Source organism: Psychroserpens sp. (assembly GCF_047633235.1).
Lineage (GTDB): Bacteria > Bacteroidota > Bacteroidia > Flavobacteriales > Flavobacteriaceae > Psychroserpens.
Window position 1 is genome coordinate 38,825 of record NZ_JBLIET010000002.1, and the last position, 23,040, is coordinate 61,864.

A 23,040-nucleotide genomic window follows, 5' to 3' on the forward strand; every position below is an offset into this window, starting at 1 on the left:
TTAACATTTAACTAAAAACAATCATGGGTCACAACATAAAACCAGGAGTAGCTACAGGAAAAGAAGTTCAAGCGATTTTTAATTTAGCAAAAGAAAAAGGATTTGCTTTACCAGCAGTAAATGTTATTGGTTCTAATACCATAAATGGTGTTCTAGAAACCGCAGCAGCTTTAAATGCTCCAGTAATCATTCAATTTTCTAATGGTGGTGGACAATTTAACGCAGGAAAAGGATTAAGTAACGAACACCAGAAAGCAGCAATTGCAGGAAGTATTGCAGGTGCTAAACATGTCCACTTAATGGCAGACGCTTATGGTGTTCCAGTAATTTTACATACAGATCACTGCTCAAAAAAATTATTACCGTGGATTGATGGCTTGTTAGATGCAAGTGAGCAACATTTCAAAGAAACTGGTAAGTCACTTTACAGTTCTCATATGATTGATCTTTCTGAAGAACCAATTGAAGAGAATATCGCGATTTGCAAAACATACCTTGAGCGCATGAGCAAAATGGGGATGACCTTAGAAATAGAATTAGGAATCACTGGTGGCGAAGAAGACGGTGTAGATAATACAGATGTTGATGATTCAAAATTATACACACAACCAGAAGAAGTCGCCTATGCCTATGAAGAATTGAGCAAAGTAAGTGATCAATTCACAATTGCTGCTGCCTTTGGAAATGTACACGGTGTTTACAAACCTGGAAACGTAAAATTAACACCAAAAATTCTTAAAAATTCTCAAGAGTTTTTGTCTCAAAAGCATAATTTACCACATAATCATATTGATTTTGTTTTTCACGGCGGATCTGGCTCTACAGTAGAAGAGATTAGAGAAGCTATTGGTTACGGCGTTATTAAAATGAATATTGATACGGATATGCAATATGCATTTATGAGTGGTATTCGAGATTATATGGGAGAAAAAGAGGCCTATTTAAAGCAACAAATTGGAAACCCAGATGGTGATACTGTCCCAAATAAAAAGTACTATGACCCTAGAGTTTGGTTAAGAAAAGGAGAGCAATCATTCGTTGAACGTTTAAAAAAGGCATTTGAAGACCTTAATAATGTAAATACTTTATAACTTTGCACCACTAACTACTAATTAAAATCATTTTTAATGTCTTGGTTCAAAAGGAAAGATAAAGGAATACAAACCTCAACCGAAGAGAAAAAAGACACACCCAAAGGGCTGTGGTATAAATCTCCAACAGGTAAAATAATTGACACGAAAGAATTAGAACAAAACTTTTATGTCAGTCCAGAAGATGGATATCATGTTAGAATTGGAAGTAAAGAATATTTCGAAATTCTATTTGATGATAATAAATACACAGAATTAGATGCCGGATTGACATCTAAAGACCCTTTAAAATTTGAGGATACTAAAAAATATCCAGACCGTTTAAAAGCTGCTCAGGAAAAAACAAATCTAAAGGATGCTGTTAAAACTGCTGTTGGAAAATCTAACGGCAAAGATTTAGTCATTGCTTGTATGGATTTCGCTTTTATTGGAGGTTCAATGGGAAGTGTTGTTGGGGAGAAAATTGCTCGTGCAGCTAAACACTCGCTTGACAATAAAATTCCATTTATGATCATCTCAAAATCTGGAGGCGCTCGTATGATGGAGGCCGCATTATCTTTAATGCAACTCGCAAAAACCTCGGTTAGACTAGCACAACTTGCAGATGCAGGAATTCCTTATATTTCATTAGCTACAGATCCAACAACAGGTGGCACAACAGCATCATTTGCTATGTTGGGAGACATTAATATTGCAGAGCCTGGCGCATTAATTGGTTTTGCTGGACCTCGTGTTGTCAAAGACACAACTGGTCAAGAATTACCAGAAGGGTTTCAAACCTCTGAGTTTTTATTAGAACATGGGTTCTTAGATTTTATAACGCATCGAAAAAATTTAAAAAGCAAAGTGAATTTATATATCGATTTGATTACAAATCAACCTTTAAGAGCATAAAAAAAGCGAGCCATATGGCTCGCTTTTTAATTGACTAAAAATCAATACTTAATTTAAAATTACTTCAATCTCAGTTCCATTATTGAAAGTAAACGTTGCTTGATTATCACAATTTCCATTTCCATAATCAAACGTTCCTCCAAAATTTGTGCGTTCCACATCCACACTTCCGCTAACGACATAATCACATATCATTTCGCGACGTAAAGGTGTTGTGACTTGATAAGAATGCGCATTCCCATTAATAAAGGTCGTTGACCAAGTTCCCGTGACTTCAAATACGTTATCACTAAAAACGCCGCTACCAAAACCTTCAACCCATTCTCTAATCTTTAGCCCTTCTCTACTTGCTTGTGTTCCATTAGGCCAAATAACAGTCATCTCTAAGGTGTGTGTAAATTGCGGATTACCACTATCATTTGGCCATTCTTTCAACAACGTTTTACGTCCTATGATGTTTTTAGCATCAAAGAAAAAATCAACTAAATCATAAGTAATTAAAACCTGTTGTGCTTCAGGATTTCTAGTGTAAGAGAATACGATTTGACCTTTTATTAAGTGTCCATTCACGACGCATCCTGCTGTTCCAAAATCAACCGTTACTTCTCTAAAACCTTGTTGTGCTACAACTGTAATTGTAACGCAATCTGGTAACCCATTGCGCAATTGGTCTTCAGCGAGTCGATTAGCATCACTAAGCTCCTGCCCTTCGTAAGCATCAATAATAATATCTCCTACTACGCTCGCAGCTTTATCAATTTCAGAAGAAAGCCTTACCTCTGAAATATCTTCATTTTGTTCTTCTTGCGCAACAGTGTCATCCTTACTACAACTTGTACATGTCAAACCTAAAACGACTAAGGAAAACATTAATTTTGTAATTACTTTACTCACATCCCTTTTATTGTGATCATTGAGTTCATGATTTAGATAATTCATAATTTAATTTTTTAATGTTAATATGAAGTTAAGACTATCCTAAATTGAAAACGTTTAATTTTCTGTGTAAAAAAAACAAAACCAACATTGTAAATAGAACCAAATCATTAAAAATTAGTATATTTGCAGCTTGAAAGAACGACTTTCAACGTACATAAAAATCATTTACAATAATATTAGCATGTATTTATCAAAAGAAGAAAAACAAGAATTATTCGCAAAACACGGTAAAGGGAAAAACGATACTGGTACTGCAGAAGGACAAATTGCGTTATTTACGCAAAGAATTGAGCACTTAACTGGGCATTTAAAAAACAATCGTAAAGATTACAATACAGAACGTTCATTAGTCATGTTAGTAGGTAAGAGAAGAAGCCTACTAGATTACTTAACTAAGAAAGATGTCTTAAGATATCGTGCGATAGTTAAAGAATTAGGTTTAAGAAAATAATCTCAATACAAAAACCACGCTTATTAGCGTGGTTTTTTATTTGCGTTAGGGATTGAGCAGTATGTTTGAGCTCCCAACTTTAGGAGAAGCGAGCGGTGAAAGCCCGACCCTTTAGGGTAACGCCAAAAAAATATAACTCTTACGATAGAGTATAACAATCGTAAATAAGAAGCTAGACCCTGAAATTAATTCAGGACAAACAGTTTTTCATTGGTCACACAACAACTACAACAACGCAACGACCATTGTTTAATTAGAATTAAAAAAATTTATGATTCCAAAAGTATTTAAAGAGGTCATAGACCTTGGAGATGGTAGAGAAATTACCATCGAAACCGGAAAATTAGCAAAACAGGCACACGGTTCTGTTGTTGTTACATCAGGAAAATGTATGATGTTATGTACAGTTGTTTCCAATTACGAACAAAAAGATCTTGGTTTTTTACCGTTAACGGTAGATTACAGAGAGAAATTTGCAGCTGCAGGTCGTTATCCTGGTGGTTTCTTCAAAAGAGAAGCAAGACCTAGTGATGGTGAAGTATTAACGATGCGTTTAGTAGACAGGGTATTACGTCCATTATTCCCAAAAGATTATACTGCAGAAACGCAAGTAATGATACAGTTAATGTCTCATGACGAAAACGTTATGCCAGATGCAATGGCTGGATTAGCAGCTTCGGCAGCTATTCAATTATCAGATTTCCCTTTTGAATGCGCAATTTCTGAAGCAAGAGTTGGTCGTGTAAATGGTGAATTTGTTATCAACCCAACCAGAGCACAACTAGCAGAGTCTGACATCGATATGATGATTGGAGCAAGTGCTGATTCTGTAATGATGGTAGAAGGTGAAATGGATGAGATTTCTGAAGACGAAATGGCTGATGCCATTAAGTTTGCACATGAAGCTATTAAATTACAATGTGCTGCTCAGTTAAGATTAGCTGAAGCATTCGGAAAGAAAGAAGTTCGTGAATACGACGGAGAAAAAACAGATGAAGCTTTAGAAAAGAAGGTTCATGACATGGCATATGACAAAGTATATGCTATAGCAAAAGCTGGATCGGCTAAGCACGAAAGAAGTGCCGCATTTGCTGAGATTAAAGCAGATATTAAAGCAACATTTTCTGAAGAAGAATTAGCAGACTATGGTGGTTTAGTTTCTGATTATTACCGTAAAGCGGAAAAAGCTGCGATTAGAGATTTAACCTTAAATGAAGGTTTACGTTTAGATGGCCGTAAGACTGATGAGATTAGACCTATCTGGTGTGAAGTGGATTATTTACCATCAACACATGGTTCTTCAATCTTTACACGTGGAGAAACTCAAGCTTTAGCGACAGTTACTTTAGGTACGTCAAGAGACGCGAATAAAATAGATATGCCATCTTACGAAGGTGAAGAAAATTTCTATTTACATTATAACTTCCCTCCTTTTTGTACTGGAGAAGCAAGACCAATTCGTGGAACCTCTCGTAGAGAAGTTGGACATGGTAATTTAGCGCAACGTGGTTTAAAAGGAATGATTCCTAAAGATTGTCCTTACACAGTACGTGTAGTATCTGAAGTTTTAGAATCTAACGGTTCTTCTTCTATGGCAACTGTTTGTGCTGGAACTATGGCTTTAATGGATGCAGGTGTACAGATGATAAGACCAGTTTCTGGTATCGCCATGGGATTAATTTCTGATGCAGAGTCTGGAAAATACGCTGTATTATCTGATATTTTAGGTGATGAAGATCATTTAGGAGATATGGATTTTAAAGTAACTGGTACTGCAGACGGTATTACCGCTTGCCAAATGGATATTAAAGTAAAAGGATTATCATACGAGATTTTAGTGAATGCATTAAAACAAGCTCGCAATGGCCGTTTACATATCTTAGAGAAATTAACAGATACCATTGCTACACCAAATGCAGATGTTAAAGAACATGCACCTACAATGGTGACAAGACGTGTTCCTAACGAATTTATTGGAGCCTTAATTGGACCTGGTGGAAAAGTGATTCAAGAAATGCAAAAGGAAACTGATACGACGATCGTGATTAACGAGGATCCAGTAACCGAAGAAGGTATTGTTGAAATTTTAGGTGTAGGACGCGTTGGTATCGATGCTGTAATGGCAAAAATAGATGCAATCTTATTTAAACCTACAGTTGGCAGCGTTTACGAAGTAAAAGTAATCAAGATGTTAGATTTTGGCGCCGTTGTAGAATATATGGATGCTCCAGGAAACGAAGTCTTATTGCACGTCTCTGAATTGGCTTGGGAACGTACAGAAAATGTATCTGATGTTGTCAACATGGGAGATGTTTTTGATGTGAAGTATTTTGGACAAGACCCAAGAACACGTAAAGAAAAAGTATCTCGTAAAGCAATCTTACCTAAACCAGAAGGTTATGTAGCAAGACCACCAAGAGATGATAAACGTTCTAGTGGACGTGATAACAGAGGTTCTCGTGACAATAGAGGTCGTGATGATCGCAAACCTAGAGAAGATAAAAAGGAAGATTAATTTCTTTTGATCCTAATTATAAACCTCAAATGGAAGCAATTCTGTTTGAGGTTTTTTTATGTCTAAAATTTAGGATCTGCCTTAAGAAGCAAACTTGAAGATTTACAGCGTAGTCCTGATGATTTTGTTTGGAATGCTATAGAAGAAAAACTTAAGAAGAAAAGAAGACGCTTACTATTTTGGTATTTCACTTTTGGCCTTAGTCTATTGGTACTGACCTACTTTGTATATCATACGTTTAATAGCAACGCTATAAATGGTTTAAAACATCAAGAACAAAACATAGAAGTAATTACGCAAGAAGAGGCTTTAAACACCGTAACTGATGCGAACTTTAGCGATAGATATTCTATTAAAAATAACGATAGTAGTCCTTTAGACGACAAAATAACACCTACTAAAAAGGACTTATCAAATGATCCCTTTTCATCAATTGAAGACTCATTGACTGCAAAAAAGTCATCAAGTATAAAGACAACCAATGCTAAAAGTTCATTCACTTCTATTGTTTCTTCGGAAAAGCAAAAACGCGACAACTCTAATCTAAACCAGAAAAAAAGAAATCAAGGAATAACATCTAATGATGTATTTAATACTGATACTAAAAATTTAAATATTGCAGATAACCATAATTCAAAATCAGCACAGAAAACAACTACAAAGGAGGAAAGAAGTAGATTATCCAATAGAAATAAAGAGAAAGTATCAGATACTCTAACAAAAATTGAAGATGTTGTTTTAGATATTTCCGAAGAAAAAATTAAAGACGCTCTAGAAGAGGTCAAAAAAAGTAAAAATAGCTTGACTAAAAAAGAAACAAGATGGAGTATCAATCCACAATTAATCGTTTCAAATTACGGTGCTTTTAATGCTAAAACTAGCGATAATGCCTCTACTAATTATGGGCTTTTATTAGGATTAAGAATAACCAATAACAGCTTTTTAAGATTTGGTGTTAGAAAATTGGAGCTCATGCAAACCGTCGATAGTATCTCTAATAATATTCGTTATTTGGAGTTCCCTTTGGAAGTAAAATAATTTTTTAGAAACAAAAAATTCAATCCCTATATCACGGGAGGTCTAAGTTACTTTAGGTATGAAAATAGTCGTTCTGAAAACTCAATTAGCATGCAGTATGGTGATAATGTCTCCTTAAATTTTGGTCTAGGACTGGAGCATAAATTGATTGACAGGCTTTATATTAATATAGAATCAAACTTCAATTGTCAAATAGAACCGGTAACCACAACTATTGATTATACCCCTTATATTTTCTCAATAAGTACTGGGATTGATTATAGGTTTTAAACACAATCACGCCCCAAACACTTGCGTATGTCGCAAATTTTCCCTATAATAATAGCTATGATACAAGCAGACAAAGAGAAATACAAAGACATTTTAGACCACTCAGTGGAGTACTTAGAGCAACGCGGTTTTGAAAATATCAAAGCAGATACCGAAGGCTATGAAAGACCAAAATCTTATATTAAAAAAGGGAGTAATATTTCTATTACTCCAGATATAGTAGCAATTAAAGAGGGTAAAAAGCATTATTTTGACATTAGCCTTAAGAGCGAAAAACCAAAACTATTAAAATCTAAATGGCTATTTCTTAACACGTTGACTGCTTTAAAATCTTCACATTTTAGATTAATAACGACAAGAGGTCATTATAAATTTACTGCCGAAATGCTTGATGATATTAACCTTAATAACAAAAAATTAATCAAAATTTAAATTATTTTAGTTTTCTTGTAACATTTTGTGTACTTATTACGTATCACTAAGTAGTATTTATATTTACCCAAATTTAAAGCACATAATTAAATGAGACAACTTAAGATTACAAAGCAGGTTACGAACAGGGAAACCGCGTCTTTAGATAAATATTTACAAGAAATTGGAAAGGTTGATTTAATTACTGCAGATGAAGAAGTTGAATTAGCTCAACGTATCAAAGCAGGAGATCAATTAGCATTAGAGAAATTAACTAAAGCTAATTTACGTTTCGTGGTATCTGTTGCAAAACAGTATCAAAATCAAGGTTTAACCTTACCCGATTTAATTAATGAAGGTAATTTAGGTTTAATTAAAGCTGCGCAACGTTTTGATGAAACTCGTGGTTTTAAATTCATTTCTTATGCGGTATGGTGGATTCGTCAATCGATCCTTCAAGCACTCGCTGAGCAATCACGTATTGTTCGTTTACCATTAAATAAGATTGGATCTATTAATAAAATCAATAAGACCTTTGCTTTTTTAGAGCAAAGTCATGAACGTCCACCTAGTGCAGAAGAGATTGCCAAAGAATTAGACATGACCATTAACGATGTTAAGGAGTCCCTTAAAAATTCGGGCCGTCACGTCTCTATGGATGCACCGTTGGTTCAAGGAGAGGACTCTAACCTTTACGATGTTTTACGTAGTAGTGAATCTCCAAATCCAGATAGAGATTTATTACATGAATCTTTGCGTACAGAAATTGAACGTGCTTTAGAAACCTTAACACCTCGTGAGGCTGATGTAATTAGATTATATTTTGGTCTTGGTAACCAACATCCAATGACATTAGAAGAAATAGGAGAAACGTTTGATCTAACTCGTGAGCGTGTGAGACAAATTAAAGAAAAAGCGATTCGTAGATTAAAGCATACATCGCGAAGTAAAATATTAAAAACATATTTAGGCTAGTAATAGTGATCTATAAGGACTAAATTGCAACAACAACAGTTACATAATATAACTGTTCGTTTTTTGATTGATGAAAGAACCCAGAGCTGATTACTCTGGGTTCACTTTTTCTAATAATATCCTTTAAAACGTTATCCGTCCCTATGTATCCTTTCTTCGAAAACCTTACTTTCTAAAATTCTATATCTTATTATTAGACATTTATAAAAAGCATCTTTTTTTAATTATCTTTGAATCTCATAATTTAAGATAATAACATGGCTCAGAAATTAATTGCACCTTCAATGCTAGCTGCCGATTTTGGCAATCTCCAACGTGATGTAGAAATGGTCAATAATAGTGACGCAGATTGGTTTCATATTGATGTTATGGATGGACATTTCGTACCAAACATATCTTATGGTATGCCAGTAATACAAGCCATTAAAAAACATGCAACTAAACCTTTAGACGTGCATTTAATGATAGAGAAGCCTGAGCGTTATATTGAAGAATTCGCAAAAGTAGGTGCCGATATTATTACTGTACATCACGAATCTACAGTCCATTTACACAGAACCTTAAGACAGATTAAAGAGGCAGGCTGCAAAGCTGGTATCGTACTTAACCTAACAACACCAGTTTCAGTGCTTGAAGATATACTCCCTGAGTGCTATATGATTCTATTAATGTCTATTAATCCTGGTTTTGGTGGCCAGAAATTTGAAGACATTACTTATGATCGCGTAAAAAAATTACGCGCTATGATCGATGAGCGAGGTTTAGAGACACGAATAGAAATCGATGGTGGTGTTACAGACAAAAACATTAAACGATTAGTAGACGCTGGTGCAGATGTGTTTGTTGCAGGTAGTCATGTTTTTAAAAGTGACCAACAAGCAGAAACTATAAAACGTTTAAAAGTCTTAGCTAATAGTTAGTTTTTAGTGCCATAACCATAATTGTAACCATAGTTGTAACCATACGATTTGTTATGACCAACGCCATTGATAACATAAGCCATATTTTTAAGCTTACCAGATGCTGATAAATCCTTAGAAAACGCTAGTAGCTTTTTATCTGTAAAACTTGCTCTTGCTATATAAACAGTAACATCAGCAAGGCTTGATATTAACATCGTATCTGTTACTAAAATCGTTGGTGCAGTATCCACAACAATATAATCATAAATCTCTTTAGCCTCCTTAATGAGCTCTTTAAATCTTCCGTTGGTCAATAAACTTGAAGGATTAGGAGGAATACTTCCAGATAACAGGATATCATGATTTGGATGTTTATCAAACCCTTTAACTATATTCTTTCTCCAATCAAAAGAAGCCTCATGCAAATAGTTTGACAAGCCTGCGCTATTTTTATCAGATTTAATTTGAGTATGTATCTGAGGGTTTCTCAAATCGGCACCAATAAGGAGTACTTTTTTATTGAGACTAGACAAGGCCAATGACAAATTAAGACTGATGTATGTCTTTCCTTCTCCTTTAATCGTTGAGGTACAATAAATAACCTTACCTTTTTGATCTTCGGAAACAGGAAGCATATAATTCACATTTGAACTTAAAATTCTAAAGGACTCTGCTAGAATAGATCTATCATTAGGGTTATCAAACAATAAGCCCTCTTTATTTTTTATATCAGGAATTTCTCCAATTATTGGATTGACTTTATTCACTCTCGTAATATCTTCTTTTCCATGAATCTTGGTATCTAACATAAATAAAAGATAAAATAATCCAAAAGGAACGAGAAGACCTCCTAAAATTGCTCCAGCGTAGACAATATTAGATTTAGGAGATATTGGACCTGATCCTGAAAGCGCATAATCTACAACCTTTATTGACGGCTCTGTTATAGCATAATTAATAGCAGCTTCTTCGCGTTTAGTTAATAAAAGCAGATATAGACTTTGCTTTATTTTTTGCTGACGTTCTATAGCTCTAAGAGCTTTTTCTTTTTGAGGTATTTGCGCTACTTGACCTACGAATTTTCTGTTTCTGCTTTTTAATTGTCTTTGAGATAAATTTAATTGTTTATCATATGAGTTTAAGGACCTTGTAAGATTAGATTTCAGATCATCTATTCTATCTTGAGCTAATAGCACTGTTGGATTATTTTTTCCGGCACTACTAGCCAATTTCTCTCTTTCTAATATAACAAAGTTGTATTCATTAATTAATGAATTAATACTTCCGTTACTTAATCCAATATTAGTAGGCAAAAGACCACTATCACTGCTTGAGACTAAGACCTCTTGAAGTAAGCTAGCTAAGGCAAGTTGATTTTCAACCTTAAATACTTCTTCATCAGATTTAGAACGCTGTTCTAATCCAAGTTCAGCATCTGTAGCAAGATCTACTAAGTTATTATTCTGTTTAAAATCTCTATAGCTTACCTCAATGGAATCTAACTCTTCTGCCAAGGACTCAAAACGTTCATTAATAAAATCTATGGTGCGTTTTGAAACAGATTGACGATCATTGATACCATCTTCATTAAACACGTCCATAAGTGTGTTTAAGATCATCTCTGAACGCTCTCTACTTTCACCTTTAATAGTCATCTTTAACAAATCGCTCTGCTCTCCAATAGCGTCAACTTGAATTTTATTTTTTAAACTCAAAGCCCTACTTTTTAAAGACCCATATTTTATGATATAACGTTTACCTATATTTTGATTTAACAATTGTTTATTCTCAATCTTTATTTCAAAAGGTAAGTTATGAGTAGCTTCAAGAGTGTTATGATTTGGAATTGAAAAACTCCTCTCTGTTTTTAAGTTTATAATTTCAAACCCATTCTCTTTAATATCAATTGCATAGCTTAATGAATTCTCAATGCTATCTCCATGAATTATTTGATCATAATAAAACGGCAACTCTCCAATTAGTGATGTTTGAATAGTTCCCTCCTCAAAAAAATTAGTGTTCAAGTTTAGTTTCTTAGCAACCCTCTCGACTATAAGATAGGACGTAAGAATTTCTGTTTCATTCTCTAAGTTTATATTTGTTCTCTTAAAGACAAAAGCTGATGTTGGTAATTCTAATCCGTCAGACTCATCTAAAATTTTCATTTTAGCAGTGGTTTGATAAATTCTTGGAGCATATCTTAGATATACATAAGCTCCTATAAATGTTATAATAAGTGAAATAATAAACCAAGGCCAATATCTAAGATATTTACTAAACTCTTGCTTTAAATCTACATTATCGTCTTCTGAAAATATGTAAGGATTATTTATTGAAGGATCCATAGTTAGCGTGTAAGTAGAATAATTGAACTTAAAAGTAATGAGGCGATGGTTAAAACAGTTCCTACATTGCCTACAAAACCAGCATTCTTAACTCTAGGATTGTTAGGATTAACTATGATTGTATCATTTGGTTTTATAAAATAAAATTCACTACTCATAAAGTCAGTAGATGTAAGGTCGATATGAGAAATAGTTCGTAAACCGTTAACGTCTCTTGTAATTATTATATCATCACGCTTACCGTTAATCGTTAAATCACCAGCATATCCTAATGCTTGAAAGATAGTTATATTTTGTTCAGTAAAATTATAGGTCCCGGGAGTATTTACTTCTCCTAAAATTGTAATTTTTGCATTTAAGAGGCGAACATCAACAGATGGTTTATTTAAGTGTCCTCCAAGTACTAGGAGCTCCTTTACCTTTTCTCCCACTTCAAACGTTGTTAAATTTGAGACATTTATTTCACCCAAAACAGGAAAACTAATTGACCCGTTATTCTCAACTAAGTATCCATTCAATTTTATAAGCTCTAATGAATTTACTTGCGCACCACTGCTAGTCCCTCTGTTATAAGGCACAGCAGCCTGAGGCACCAAAGTCTCTACAGTAATTTTTAATATATCATTGGGCTGAATTGTAGCATTTTGATATATAATATTAGAACTGTTATTTACATCTGCATCTTGTATATATAGAATATCCTTTTTAGAAGCACAAGACGTTAATAAAACAAGAAATAATATTCTAAAAAAGATATTTTTCATTTATATGTTTTTTTTTAAATCAAGATGTAAATATAATGTATTTGGTGCAATCTTATTGCTCTAGTTAGCTATGATTAAATTTTAACTTTACTGTTTTGTTTGCCCATATTTCGCTTTAACAAAAAAGGCACATAGTATAAGACAGACCCATAAATAAATAATAAACCAATTTGTGTATTTAAATTTAAATGTAGCATATTCAATGCTATTACCACCGTTATTAGATTGACAACGACAATAAGTGAGGCAGTCTGTTTGTGAGTAAATCCTGCCTGTATAAATCTATGATGTATATGGTTTTTATCTGCTTTAAATGGACTCGTCTTCAATACAAAGACACGAATAAAAAATATTCTACAAGTATCCATCAATGGATAAAACAAAATAGCCAAAGCTAACGCTGGCGACGCTTTGTGATAACTAGAATTCACGTCAAGTTGAGATTGAGAAATAAAACTAATTGTAAAAAAGGCTAACAAAAAACCAACAATCATAGAACCAGTATCTCCCATGAAAATCTTATTGCGATCAGAAAAGTTAAACCTGAGAAAAGCAAGTAAGGCCCCAAATAATGCTACAGAAATTGTCGCGAGGCTAAGTGCCCCAAAATCATAAAACAGGATGGTATAAAACACACTTATCAACATAGCAACGCCACCTGCTAGACCGTCTACTCCATCAATTAAATTGTAGGCATTAATTACTAATATGTACACAAATAATGTAAAAAATATCGATATCCAGTAGGGTAAGACATCAATATCGAATATTTTTGAAAGCCCTATAATTCTTGTATCTGTAAACACTATTAATAACAATGCCGCAAAAATTTGACCTATAAATTTCTTTCGTGCAGACAATACCGTCAAGTCATCTTTTAATCCTAAAAAGAAAAGAATTGTTAATCCTCCCATGACTAACAACAACACTTTTGTATTAAGCATGGCACCGGTAATGGTCATAACAACTACTAGACTAAAGAAAATCCCAATGCCGCCTAGTGTAGCTGTTTTATTCGAATGCATACTTCTGCTATCTGGTTCATCCATTAAATGTTTTTCCTTGGCTACATATAGTATTGAAGGAAACGTTTGATAGGCTATTGTAAATGCCAGCACAAATGCAGATATTAACCACAAAATAGAATTATTTTCTGGACTAAAATTCTCAAGCAAATTTTTGATCATAGAGAGTCAATGTAGGTTAACAGCGCCTTATTAATAACGCTCGAAAGGTACGAAATAAATAGAAGCAGATTGTCTTATATACAACATTGGTGAATTTAATTAAGCAACAACTAAAGACTAACTCCTTGATAGTGTAGAGTTCATAACCTCAACAATTCTAGTTGCCGTATTCCCATCCCATAATGGAATATCTTGACCTTTCTTCCAATCACCATCAAACAAACACTTTAAATATAATTTGATATTTTTAGGATTAGTACCAACCAGTTCATTAGTGCCAAGTGTGATCGTTTCTGGTCTTTCAGTATTGTCTCTAAGCGTCAAGCAAGGAACTCTCATTATGGACGCTTCTTCAGTAATCCCACCAGAATCTGTAATGACAGCTTTAGACCGCTCTACGAGATAATTAAACTCTAAATAACTAAGAGGTTCAACCATGTGAAGTCGTAAATGACTCACATCAAGTCGCTCTAAAATTTTGGCAGTTCTAGGATGTACAGGGAATATTAAGGGCACGTCTTCTGTATGCGCAGTAATCTCATCAATCATCTCCTTCAATTGAGACTCCTCATCCACATTTGCAGGTCTATGCAAGGTCATTACGATGTAATTCCTATCAGAAAGTTTAAGATCTCCCCAAACTTGAGGTTGTTTGAAATTTGGTCGTTGTTTTAACAAGGTATCGATCATCGTATTTCCGACGAAAAAAATCTGCTCTTCCTTAACTCCACTTTTTCTTAGGTTATCATTTGCAGTTTCCGAAGTTGTAAAAAAGTAATTGGTAATACTATCGGTCACCAATCTATTGATTTCTTCTGGCATTGTCCAATCATCAGACCTAATTCCGCCTTCAACATGAGCTACTTTCGTTTGTAATTTTTGAGCTACCAAAGCACAAGCCATCGTCGATGTTACATCCCCGACAACTAATAATAAATCTACTGGATTAGCCATCAATTCTTTTTCAAAATTAATCATAATATGTGCTGTCTGCTCAGCTTGAGTACCTCCACTACATTCTAAATTCACATGTGGTTCTGGTATTTCCAATTGCTCAAAAAAGCTTCCAGACATATTTTGATCATAATGCTGTCCTGTATGAACCAATCTATAATCTATGAGTATGCCTGCGTCTTTTGATTTTTGAATCGCATGAATGATTGGTGCTATCTTCATGAAATTTGGACGAGCTCCAGCAATTATTGTTACTTTATACATATTGAAATTAAATTGAAAACCGATTAATACCGATTTAAATGCAAGTTAACGAAAAATCTTACTAAGTGAATTTGACGCTTTATTCTTGATGGCTGACTGAGTAATCTATACGTCCATTCCATATTATGAGTCACCCACCATTTTGGCGCCCGTTTAACATGACCTGTATAGACATCAAAGCTTCCACCCAAACCTTGATAGACTGCTTGATGCGATTTTTGAATGCGTTCCATTAAATCTTCCTGTTTTGGTGAACCCATGGCAATGAAAACAACATCTGGACTGTGTTTTTTAATATCGGCAATTAAAGTTAATTCTTCCGCTTCGGTTTTGATATAACCGTTTCTATAGTTACAAATGTTAATCCCTTCAAATTCAGATTTTAATTGATTAACTGTTGCTTCAATGATGTCCTGTTGTCCACCTACTAAATAAAATGATTTTGTCGTATAGTAATTTGAAACGACATCCAGCCAAAGCTCACAACCCGGAATTTTGACCACATTGGCAGCCCCTTTTTTTTGAAGTGCCCAAACGGCTCCAATACCATCTGGATAGCCAAGGTTTCTATTAATAAGCGATCGACTGTCATCTGTAGCATGTAGTATTTTTTCAGCATTTACCGCGACCATAATCTTATGGTTATCAAAAGCATACTGCATCAATTCTGTTCTAGATGTTGGAGCAAAAGTCATCACTCCATTTAGTGATTTAGCTTCCATGGATCGTTGATTTCGTTTCTAATACATAATGAGCCATCGCATTAAACATAAATGCATTACTCCACCTCATATATGATATTTTTGAACTCACCCCTCTTTTTAACTGATAGTAAAAATAGCCTTTTTTATGTTGCATATTGGCTACTGTCCAATCCAAGACTTGAGTCAATACATGTTCATTGTCTTTAAACACATTTAATTTTGACAACGTCACAATAACTTGAGCAGGACAATGAATGTCTATAGGATAGGTTTTATTATGATAATATTTTGGCATCCCATTGGCCTCAAAAAAATGCTTTAGATAATAATCGGTACCTTTTTTTACATAACTCTGAAATGTAAAATCTCCAGTATTTTGCTGATAGGTTTCAATGGCATCGAGATTAAATCCTGTATGAAAACTATCTTTCCAAGACTGCACTGCCAATAAACCGTATACCCAAGAACCATCTGCTTCCTGTAAATCACAGGCTGCTATAATGGCTTGTTTAGCCAAATCTGCATGCTCCTGATTTTTTGTGTATTTATAGGAGTAACTTAAAATCTTAGCACCTAATAATGACGCATTAATTACCGTATTATTCCCATCTTTGATACTATACGAAAAGATAATCCCTTTGTCGTGTTGTGTCCTTGACAAATCCTGTGTCACGAAATCTGCTGCTGATAATGTTTCTTTTAAAACCGAATTATCTTTAGTAATCTCGTAACTTTCTAACAAAGCCTCAACACTAAAACAAGTTGCTACAACGGTTGGTGTGTGTTTTTCAAACAAAAACAAACGTCTTGCTTGCCAATCAAAGTTATAACCCCAACAGGAATTAGAATATCCTTTTGACCTTAGACTTAACAACAACGAAGTGACTTCTTTTACTTTATTAAGCAACGCTTCTTTTGTACCAAAATCCTCACAACCACTTTGAGCTAATTGATATAATTTACAATAGCCTAATAAAAATAAGGCAACACCTTTAGCATTATGCTCTTTAGGCACTAACAACAGTTTTCTGAAATTTATTGGACTTCGCTTAAACCCTTGAATCCAAGCTAATCTTGCTAAATCCCAATGCTTGAAAGGCAATGCTTGAAAAACCTTTGAGTTCATCCCATCATAAGGATCCCAACCTTTATAGTTTTCGGCTTCGCAATACGATTTGAGTTTTAAAAAACTGTTGTCTATTTTAGATGTCAACTTGCTCACCGCCACGTTTTATAGATTCTAACACTTTAAAAGAGGCTTTAGTCACTGCAATAACTTCCTCAAAAGGGATTGGTGCTTTTCCGTCAGATAATAATCCGTTGACAAAAGCAATCACCATTTCTTTTTGGCCTTTATTTTGATTGAAAGGTTTCTCTTTTTTAGGTGTCCCTTTTCCATAGATTTTCAACTCTTTAAAATCATTAAGTGTTGCAGATACTCCTGCAGAGAACACCTCTACATACTCCTTAGTCATAGATTTTGATCCGTTAGCATAATACCCCACAACACCAGATGATCCGTTTTCAAACTGAATCAAGATATTTAAGGTATCATTTAATTGATGTGCATCTGGTAATGCCGTAGCAGACACTTTAGTTGGTAAGCTTCCGTTGAGATAGGTTAGGTAATCAATAAAGTGACACACCTCGCCTAACACGCGCCCACCTCCTATTTCTAAATCCTGAATCCAATTATCTCCAGGAATAGCACCTGCATTAATACGATACAACATGGTCATTGGATGATCTCCAATCGCTTTTTTTAATTTCTTAGTGAGTGGAGAAAATCGTCTATTAAACCCAACCATAACGGCTTTATTAGCGGTTGCTTGTGCTTCGATTATAGCGTCCAATTCTGTTTCCAAAAGACATAAAGGCTTCTCAACAAATACATTTTTATTGGCCTCTAAGCTTTTTAGAACGTAGGGGCCATGAGAGTCGTGACGTGTCGCCACAAATACCGTATTTGTTTTATCGTCTAACACATCTGCTTCTTCTGTAGCGCAAAACTGAAAGTTAAATTTCTCAGCCACTCGCTTCGAAGTCGTTCCTGTATTGGTTAATACACCTATGCGACCAACCTCATCTGTGTCAGGGATATTTGGCAATAAATTTCCTTGCGCATAGCTTCCTGCACCTATAAATGAAATGTTGATTTTTCCTAGTTTTTCGATTTCCGAAGTAGAAATCTTAGTTTTTAAAGCCGCTTTTTGAGTATCATATTTTAAAGCGATTCCAGTAAAAGGTTCCGTTTTAGAAACGACTAAATCAAAAGCTGATTTTGCATCTTCAAACTCAAACTCATGTGTGGTTAAATACTCAATATTGATGCGACTGGTAGCGATTAAATTTTGAAACGCTTCCATGTTTCGCTTTTCGGTCCAACGCACATAGGGCAATGGATAATCAATTCCTTTTTCTTCGTAGTTCAAATCATAACGTCCAGGACCATAAGAACACGCCATCTTCAATTCTAATTCTTTACGATACCAAAATGGATCACGATCAAAGCCTGTGGGTACAGCACCTAAAACGATAACTTTTCCTTTTTTTCGCGCCATAGCTCCTGCAAAATTGATAGGGTCTAAACTAGAGGTCGCCGCAGCAATAATGACTGCATCTGCGCCATAACCGTTGGTGGCGCTTTGGATTTGTTCTTCGATTCCAGCGGCATTTCGGGTCAATCCTAAATCTACTGCGTTATTAGCAATGGCTTGTTTTACTGCGGCTTCAGAAATATCAACGCCTATAACGGTAACGCCTGACGCTTTTAATATTAATGCCGCTAATTGACCCAGCAAGCCTAAACCGATAACCACACAAGATTCTCCTAAACGAAGATCTGCTTGCCGAACACCTTGCATAGATATGGCGCCTAAAGTATTATAGGCTGCATCTTTTAAGTTGGTATTCGTATCTAATTTAACGCAAAGGTTGATGGGCACTGATACAATTTCAGCATGATTAGCGTATCCAGCTCCAGCACAAGCTACTTTATCTCCTACTTCAAATTCTGTAACCCCTTCTCCAACTTCAATTACTTCTCCAGCACAACTATACCCTAAAGGCGAATAGGCATCTAGTTTTTTCATGACTGCTCTATACGTTTGAATTGGCCCTTGCTTTTTAAGCGTATCCATCACTTGCTTTACCTGTTGCGGACGTTCTTTTGCTTTACCAATTAAGCTTTTTCTAGCGGCTACAACTGTAGACCCCTCAGTTCCTGCACTAATTATAGAATAGTGATTTTTAACGATGACCATCCCTTTTCCTAATTGTGGATAAGGCACCTCTTGTATAATCATATCGCCAGAACCTAGCTTTTGTGTGAGTTGTTGCATTTAATCTACTTTTTTATGCACCTTTGGTAAAGACCTATAAGGTTTTTCTATTTGTTTAATAATTTTAACTGGGTTACCAGCAGCGACAGCGCCTTCCGGAATATCCTTATTAACTACTGAACCTGCTCCAATAATAGCATGATCTCCAATGGTAACATTTCTCATCACTACGGTATTGACACCAATAAATACATGATTCCCAATGGTTACATAACCAGCACCATTATCATCTGGATTTAGTACATGTGCCGCTCCATCGTGAGATAAAATATAGCATCCATGAGTAATTAGGCAGTGATCACCGATGGTAACCTTACCTCGTCTTACATCAATCTTAGCGCCTAAGCTAATCATAGTATTTTCACCAATCTTCGCACCAGATGCTTTGAGAAAAGACATGTGGAAAAATCTGAGGATATTCCCAAAATAATGCACCATCTTTCTAATAATTGTTTTCATGATGCAAGTGTTTTTAAAATTATGGTTTTAAAATTATCTGCTATCGTCTCGATTGAAAAATTTGAAACTACATATTGTCTATTTGTCAAGCCTATTTCTAAATGTCTATTTTCATTATTTAGTAAGCTCTTTATCGCGGTTTTCATTTGATTTAATTCTCCTGGAATAAAAGAATACCCATGAATACCATTTTCAAACACTTCACGATGTGCTCCAACTGGTGTAAAAGCAACAGGCTTACCAATAGCCATTGCTTCTAGTAAGGATCTCGAAAAACCTTCAGAATATGATGCTGTTAAAAACACATCTGTTGATTGCAAATGCTTCATTTTATCATCACCACTTATAACTCCAAGATTTTTATAATAATCTTTAAATTCTGAATTCAAAATTTCATCTTCTGCTTCAAAAGGATCTTCATACTCTATTTTTTCACCAGTATATTGGTTATAAAATACACCTCGTTCACCTTTTCTAATATTTCCTGCAAAGTAAAATGTTATAAAGGGAAACTCTCTACAAAGGTCAGGAATTATTTTTAAAATATCAGTATAGCCTTTAGCTTTAGTCATATGTCCCATAACTAATATTTTTCCTTTTTCTATCTCAACTTCATTGTCATTAGAATATTGTTCAATATCCATAGCTTGATAAAGCACGGTCATTTTTGAAGCATCTAGATAAGGTTCAAATTGGTTTTTGAGGTAATTAGCTTGTACAATACCACAATCTACTCGTTTTAAACTAAAACCAACGAGCCTTTTAATTATAGTATTAAACTGCTGAAAGTTTAATTTAAAATGACTTCCTCGTAGATGGATGATCACTTTGGCACCAAAAAATTTACTTAACAGTATCGTCCAAACGTCTCTACCAATCCAACCTATTTGCGTTGGTGTTATAGGATAATAAACACACTTAGGTCTAATAAAAACTAATAACCTAAGTAGCTTTGAAAAGAAAACAAAAAAGTTTGTAATCATTGAAACATCTAATTTTCCTTTTTTTGTATTATCCGTTCTGAAATTTGTTTTCAAAAATTCTATTTCAAATGCATCATTCAATAGGCTTGATCCCAAAAACTGTTGCATACTCAATTCTGGTCCAGAATAAGGAGGTGGTGTTGGACCAATAAATAATATTTTTGACTTTTTACTACTCATGTAACAAACTAAATTTTATTTGTTCCACCCATTTTTGCACCGAAAGTTGCACTCCTGTTTGCCTTGCATTTTCGCAAAACTCATGCAACATCTCTTTATTCTCTATTAAGCTGGAAATTGTATTTATAGCAAATTCAAGATTATCTTTAAGAAGATATCCATTCTCACCACTTTTCAAATAGCTTATTTCTGGCCCATGCTTATCTGCTTGCAAAGTTAGATATGGTCTTCCGTAGGCAAAAGCATGATTAATAGATAATCCAGAAAGCCCTGGTATAAAAACTAAGCTCGACCTGTTCATAATGGGAGCTATTTTAGATTCATCGACTAAAGTTCCATGCCATATAATACTTGAATCATTATTTAAAGAATCTTTGACAACCGCATTATCTGGACCATCACCAATAATTTCTAATTTAATATTTTGAAATCTCTCTTTGAGCAACTTATAATATAAGATTACATCAGCAACACGTTTTGAAGGAATCAGTCGACCAATAAACAAAAGTGTCATCTGATTTTCTGGCGGAAGTTGAAACTTATAATTTGCTTCAATTTCTGTATTATCAATGGTATTATTGGCCCAAAAGGCTTTATTTGATGTTATTAATTTATTGCTTTTTGCTTGTGTACATGCATCCTCCGTATAATAAACCACACGATCCAATTGTTTATTGAAGAATTTTGTTAATCTATGATCCAAAAAACCTGATATACCATTATTTGACTTTAACTGCGCATGGTTGTATGAAAAAAGGCGTACAGATTTATGCTCTTTTCTTAACTTTAAAGCGAATAAGAAAAGTGGTAGATTCTTTTTTTCCGCAGGTATTAAAATCCAATAAAAATCTTTGAAAATGGGTTTTATTGCTTCTTTCACTATTTTAGACTTACCAAAATCCTTTTTAGTTACATTAAGTTTAATCTGTTTAAAATTCCAATCTTCCTCTAATTCGTGGTCTCCCATTTGATCTCTGCCTGTACCAGACAAAATAGTGAGACTCACATCATTCTCAGTTGCTAAGTGATTCAAAAAACGTGCTTTGTAATGATTAAAATTAGGAGCTAACCACAATATCTTTAACATAAGAACTTTTTATTTGTTTGTGATATAATAGCCATTAAAAAGTACATCATAGCACCAGAAGCCAACAACGGTAACGAACTAATACTGTACATTATAATAACCATTACAGATCCTAACATTAAATATTTCATTTCTGCCATTTTTATTTTAAGGGTATTTTTCAATAGATAAAAAAGAAAAGACAAATAACATAAAAGGCCAATGATACCTGTTGAAAAGAATAACCTTACATAATCATTATGCATCCCTCCTCCCATCATAACTCTTGATTTTTCATGCTGTGCAATTCCCGACCCTAGCCATTGTGCTATAACGCCAAAATTTTCCCAAAAAGCATAATACTTCTTCCAAATATAAACTCGACCGTTTAAAGCTGCAGAATCTTTTGCATTTCCTTGGTAGACATTGATATCTTTAGCAAATAATGTACTAAAAATTTCAGTATAAAAATAAAAGCCTACACCAAGCATTATAAATAAGAAAACCATAAGTTGAAAGAACGATACTTTCTTTCTAATGAAGTGCACAAAAATCAAAAGTAACGCTAATGAAACAGCCCAAGATGCCTGGTGTCTTAAATTATAAATTCCTACTAAACAAATTAGGAGTACAACAAGGAACCCTAAATTACTAAACACAAAGCTTTTTTTTCTTTTATCGATATTCTTGATATAAAAGTAACAGTAGCTGATAAATCCACAGATTAAATGACTCATATAGCCAAACAAATCTGCATAAAACCCACTTAATCTTAAACCTCCTCCTCTAGACTCGGTATTGTATACTTCTCTTATAGGGTCAAATAAAATTTCGTAATACAATGTGCCAATAGGAAAAATTGAAGCGATCAAAAAAGTGATTAAAAATCCTTCTAAATCTAACATAGAATTTATATGTTTTCTGAAATAAAAAAACAACAAAAATGGTAATATAGTTCTAATCGTATCCCCAAACTGAGCAATAGTTCCTTCGTAGCCAAAAACGAGCAATAAATTAGAAACTAAAAGAAATAAAAACAAATAAAACGTAAAGATTAGATTAGGTGCTGTCGATTTTTTCCTAATAATAGACATAAATCCAAAAGCAAACACAAGCAAACCTAGTAATTGGAGTGGTGAAAACCCAGAAGATTTCTTCATTTCCCATGTGGCAGCAAACATTGGAAATACAAAAATAACTAACAACATCCACTTATAATTAAGAGGTCGTGTTGAAAACCATTTTTTGTAATTTTTTTTATTCCAATCGCTATTTATTACTATGTTAGACACCTTTTACACTTTAAA

21 protein-coding genes are annotated in these 23,040 nt (G+C 34.3%); 9 read left to right on the forward strand and 12 right to left on the reverse strand.

Going from position 1 to position 23,040, the window contains the following annotated elements:
• Positions 1–23 precede the first annotated feature (23 nt).
• Complete coding sequence (fbaA, locus tag ACJAZK_RS00795) at positions 24–1,091, forward strand: class II fructose-bisphosphate aldolase (RefSeq protein ID WP_415222133.1); 1,068 nt, start codon at positions 24–26, stop codon at positions 1,089–1,091.
• Positions 1,092–1,127: 36 nt separating this feature from the next.
• Positions 1,128–1,985 carry an acetyl-CoA carboxylase, carboxyltransferase subunit beta gene (gene accD, locus ACJAZK_RS00800; RefSeq protein WP_415222134.1) on the forward strand — a complete coding sequence of 286 codons (858 nt, stop codon included), beginning with the start codon at positions 1,128–1,130 and terminating at the stop codon, positions 1,983–1,985.
• Positions 1,986–2,033: 48 nt separating this feature from the next.
• On the opposite strand, the gene ACJAZK_RS00805 is transcribed toward accD, so the two are convergent.
• Entirely contained in the window at positions 2,034–2,924 is an 891-nt protein-coding gene (locus tag ACJAZK_RS00805; protein ID WP_415222135.1) for a hypothetical protein, read from the reverse strand.
• Between the two features lie 181 nt (positions 2,925–3,105).
• Here ACJAZK_RS00805 and rpsO point away from each other — a divergent pair, with 181 nt between their 5' ends.
• From rpsO to rpe, 7 genes are all read left to right on the forward strand, one after another.
• A complete protein-coding gene (gene rpsO / locus ACJAZK_RS00810; RefSeq protein WP_415222215.1) occupies positions 3,106–3,375 on the forward strand; it encodes a 30S ribosomal protein S15 in 270 nt (89 codons plus the stop codon).
• 271 nt (positions 3,376–3,646) lie between these two features.
• Positions 3,647–5,890, forward strand: coding sequence for a polyribonucleotide nucleotidyltransferase (locus tag ACJAZK_RS00815; RefSeq protein ID WP_415222136.1), 2,244 nt, complete (start codon positions 3,647–3,649; stop codon positions 5,888–5,890).
• 207 nt (positions 5,891–6,097) lie between these two features.
• Entirely contained in the window at positions 6,098–6,928 is an 831-nt protein-coding gene (locus tag ACJAZK_RS00820; RefSeq protein ID WP_415222137.1) for a hypothetical protein, read from the forward strand.
• Between the two features lie 30 nt (positions 6,929–6,958).
• Positions 6,959–7,198, forward strand: a complete 240-nt coding sequence (locus ACJAZK_RS00825) for a hypothetical protein (protein WP_415222216.1) — start codon at positions 6,959–6,961, stop codon at positions 7,196–7,198.
• Between the two features lie 57 nt (positions 7,199–7,255).
• Positions 7,256–7,630 carry a hypothetical protein gene (locus tag ACJAZK_RS00830; RefSeq protein ID WP_028872452.1) on the forward strand — a complete coding sequence of 125 codons (375 nt, stop codon included), beginning with the start codon at positions 7,256–7,258 and terminating at the stop codon, positions 7,628–7,630.
• A 90-nt stretch (positions 7,631–7,720) separates the two neighbouring features.
• Positions 7,721–8,584, forward strand: a complete 864-nt coding sequence (locus ACJAZK_RS00835) for an RNA polymerase sigma factor RpoD/SigA (protein ID WP_028872451.1) — start codon at positions 7,721–7,723, stop codon at positions 8,582–8,584.
• Positions 8,585–8,841: 257 nt separating this feature from the next.
• Positions 8,842–9,504 (forward strand): ribulose-phosphate 3-epimerase, encoded by a 663-nt coding sequence (gene rpe, locus ACJAZK_RS00840; RefSeq protein WP_415222138.1) that lies wholly within the window; start codon positions 8,842–8,844, stop codon positions 9,502–9,504.
• Here the strand turns inward: rpe and ACJAZK_RS00845 are convergent.
• From ACJAZK_RS00845 to ACJAZK_RS00895, 11 genes are all read right to left on the reverse strand, one after another.
• On the reverse strand, positions 9,501–11,831 hold the full coding sequence (locus ACJAZK_RS00845) for a GumC family protein (protein ID WP_415222139.1): 2,331 nt from the start codon (positions 11,829–11,831) through the stop codon (positions 9,501–9,503). The two genes, rpe and ACJAZK_RS00845, sit on opposite strands and share 4 nt — an antisense overlap.
• 2 nt (positions 11,832–11,833) lie before the next feature.
• Positions 11,834–12,595, reverse strand: a complete 762-nt coding sequence (locus ACJAZK_RS00850; RefSeq protein WP_415222140.1) for a polysaccharide biosynthesis/export family protein — start codon at positions 12,593–12,595, stop codon at positions 11,834–11,836.
• A gap of 74 nt (positions 12,596–12,669) precedes the next feature.
• Positions 12,670–13,782 (reverse strand): MraY family glycosyltransferase, encoded by a 1,113-nt coding sequence (locus ACJAZK_RS00855; RefSeq protein ID WP_415222141.1) that lies wholly within the window; start codon positions 13,780–13,782, stop codon positions 12,670–12,672.
• Between the two features lie 117 nt (positions 13,783–13,899).
• Positions 13,900–15,000, reverse strand: coding sequence for a non-hydrolyzing UDP-N-acetylglucosamine 2-epimerase (wecB, locus tag ACJAZK_RS00860; RefSeq protein WP_415222142.1), 1,101 nt, complete (start codon positions 14,998–15,000; stop codon positions 13,900–13,902).
• A 23-nt stretch (positions 15,001–15,023) separates the two neighbouring features.
• The gene (locus tag ACJAZK_RS00865; protein WP_415222143.1) at positions 15,024–15,722 is read right to left on the reverse strand and encodes a WecB/TagA/CpsF family glycosyltransferase; all 699 of its coding nucleotides are present in this window, start codon (positions 15,720–15,722) and stop codon (positions 15,024–15,026) included.
• A complete protein-coding gene (locus ACJAZK_RS00870) occupies positions 15,712–16,926 on the reverse strand; it encodes a delta-aminolevulinic acid dehydratase (RefSeq protein WP_415222144.1) in 1,215 nt (404 codons plus the stop codon). The genes ACJAZK_RS00865 and ACJAZK_RS00870 overlap by 11 nt, the downstream gene beginning before the upstream one ends.
• Positions 16,907–19,045 (reverse strand): bi-domain-containing oxidoreductase, encoded by a 2,139-nt coding sequence (locus tag ACJAZK_RS00875; protein WP_415222145.1) that lies wholly within the window; start codon positions 19,043–19,045, stop codon positions 16,907–16,909. The genes ACJAZK_RS00870 and ACJAZK_RS00875 overlap by 20 nt, the downstream gene beginning before the upstream one ends.
• A complete protein-coding gene (locus ACJAZK_RS00880; protein ID WP_415222146.1) occupies positions 19,046–19,504 on the reverse strand; it encodes an acyltransferase in 459 nt (152 codons plus the stop codon). It abuts the gene before it with no gap.
• Positions 19,501–20,667: a glycosyltransferase family 4 protein gene (locus ACJAZK_RS00885; protein ID WP_415222147.1), complete on the reverse strand. Its 1,167-nt coding sequence runs from the start codon at positions 20,665–20,667 to the stop codon at positions 19,501–19,503. The genes ACJAZK_RS00880 and ACJAZK_RS00885 overlap by 4 nt, the downstream gene beginning before the upstream one ends.
• Positions 20,660–21,754, reverse strand: a complete 1,095-nt coding sequence (locus ACJAZK_RS00890) for a glycosyltransferase family 4 protein (RefSeq protein ID WP_415222148.1) — start codon at positions 21,752–21,754, stop codon at positions 20,660–20,662. Before ACJAZK_RS00890 ends, ACJAZK_RS00885 begins: the two co-directional genes overlap by 8 nt.
• Positions 21,748–23,025, reverse strand: a complete 1,278-nt coding sequence (locus ACJAZK_RS00895; RefSeq protein WP_415222149.1) for an O-antigen ligase family protein — start codon at positions 23,023–23,025, stop codon at positions 21,748–21,750. The genes ACJAZK_RS00890 and ACJAZK_RS00895 overlap by 7 nt, the downstream gene beginning before the upstream one ends.
• Positions 23,026–23,040: the final 15 nt, after the last annotated feature.

Excerpts from the sequence above, each read along its gene's own strand:
- ACJAZK_RS00885 (WP_415222147.1), bottom strand. The coding sequence starts at position 20,667 with ATGAGTAGTAAAAAGTCAAAAATATTATTTATTGGTCCAACACCACCT.
- ACJAZK_RS00830 (WP_028872452.1), top strand. The coding sequence starts at position 7,256 with ATGATACAAGCAGACAAAGAGAAATACAAAGACATTTTAGACCACTCA.
- rpe (WP_415222138.1), top strand. The coding sequence starts at position 8,842 with ATGGCTCAGAAATTAATTGCACCTTCAATGCTAGCTGCCGATTTTGGC.
- ACJAZK_RS00865 (WP_415222143.1), bottom strand. The coding sequence starts at position 15,722 with ATGGAAGCTAAATCACTAAATGGAGTGATGACTTTTGCTCCAACATCT.
- ACJAZK_RS00805 (WP_415222135.1), bottom strand. The coding sequence starts at position 2,924 with ATGAATTATCTAAATCATGAACTCAATGATCACAATAAAAGGGATGTG.
- ACJAZK_RS00835 (WP_028872451.1), top strand. The coding sequence starts at position 7,721 with ATGAGACAACTTAAGATTACAAAGCAGGTTACGAACAGGGAAACCGCG.
- ACJAZK_RS00855 (WP_415222141.1), bottom strand. The coding sequence starts at position 13,782 with ATGATCAAAAATTTGCTTGAGAATTTTAGTCCAGAAAATAATTCTATT.
- ACJAZK_RS00875 (WP_415222145.1), bottom strand. The coding sequence starts at position 19,045 with ATGCAACAACTCACACAAAAGCTAGGTTCTGGCGATATGATTATACAA.
- ACJAZK_RS00880 (WP_415222146.1), bottom strand. The coding sequence starts at position 19,504 with ATGAAAACAATTATTAGAAAGATGGTGCATTATTTTGGGAATATCCTC.
- ACJAZK_RS00815 (WP_415222136.1), top strand. The coding sequence starts at position 3,647 with ATGATTCCAAAAGTATTTAAAGAGGTCATAGACCTTGGAGATGGTAGA.
- rpsO (WP_415222215.1), top strand. The coding sequence starts at position 3,106 with ATGTATTTATCAAAAGAAGAAAAACAAGAATTATTCGCAAAACACGGT.
- ACJAZK_RS00845 (WP_415222139.1), bottom strand. The coding sequence starts at position 11,831 with ATGGATCCTTCAATAAATAATCCTTACATATTTTCAGAAGACGATAAT.
- ACJAZK_RS00890 (WP_415222148.1), bottom strand. The coding sequence starts at position 21,754 with ATGTTAAAGATATTGTGGTTAGCTCCTAATTTTAATCATTACAAAGCA.
- ACJAZK_RS00850 (WP_415222140.1), bottom strand. The coding sequence starts at position 12,595 with ATGAAAAATATCTTTTTTAGAATATTATTTCTTGTTTTATTAACGTCT.
- accD (WP_415222134.1), top strand. The coding sequence starts at position 1,128 with ATGTCTTGGTTCAAAAGGAAAGATAAAGGAATACAAACCTCAACCGAA.
- wecB (WP_415222142.1), bottom strand. The coding sequence starts at position 15,000 with ATGTATAAAGTAACAATAATTGCTGGAGCTCGTCCAAATTTCATGAAG.
- fbaA (WP_415222133.1), top strand. The coding sequence starts at position 24 with ATGGGTCACAACATAAAACCAGGAGTAGCTACAGGAAAAGAAGTTCAA.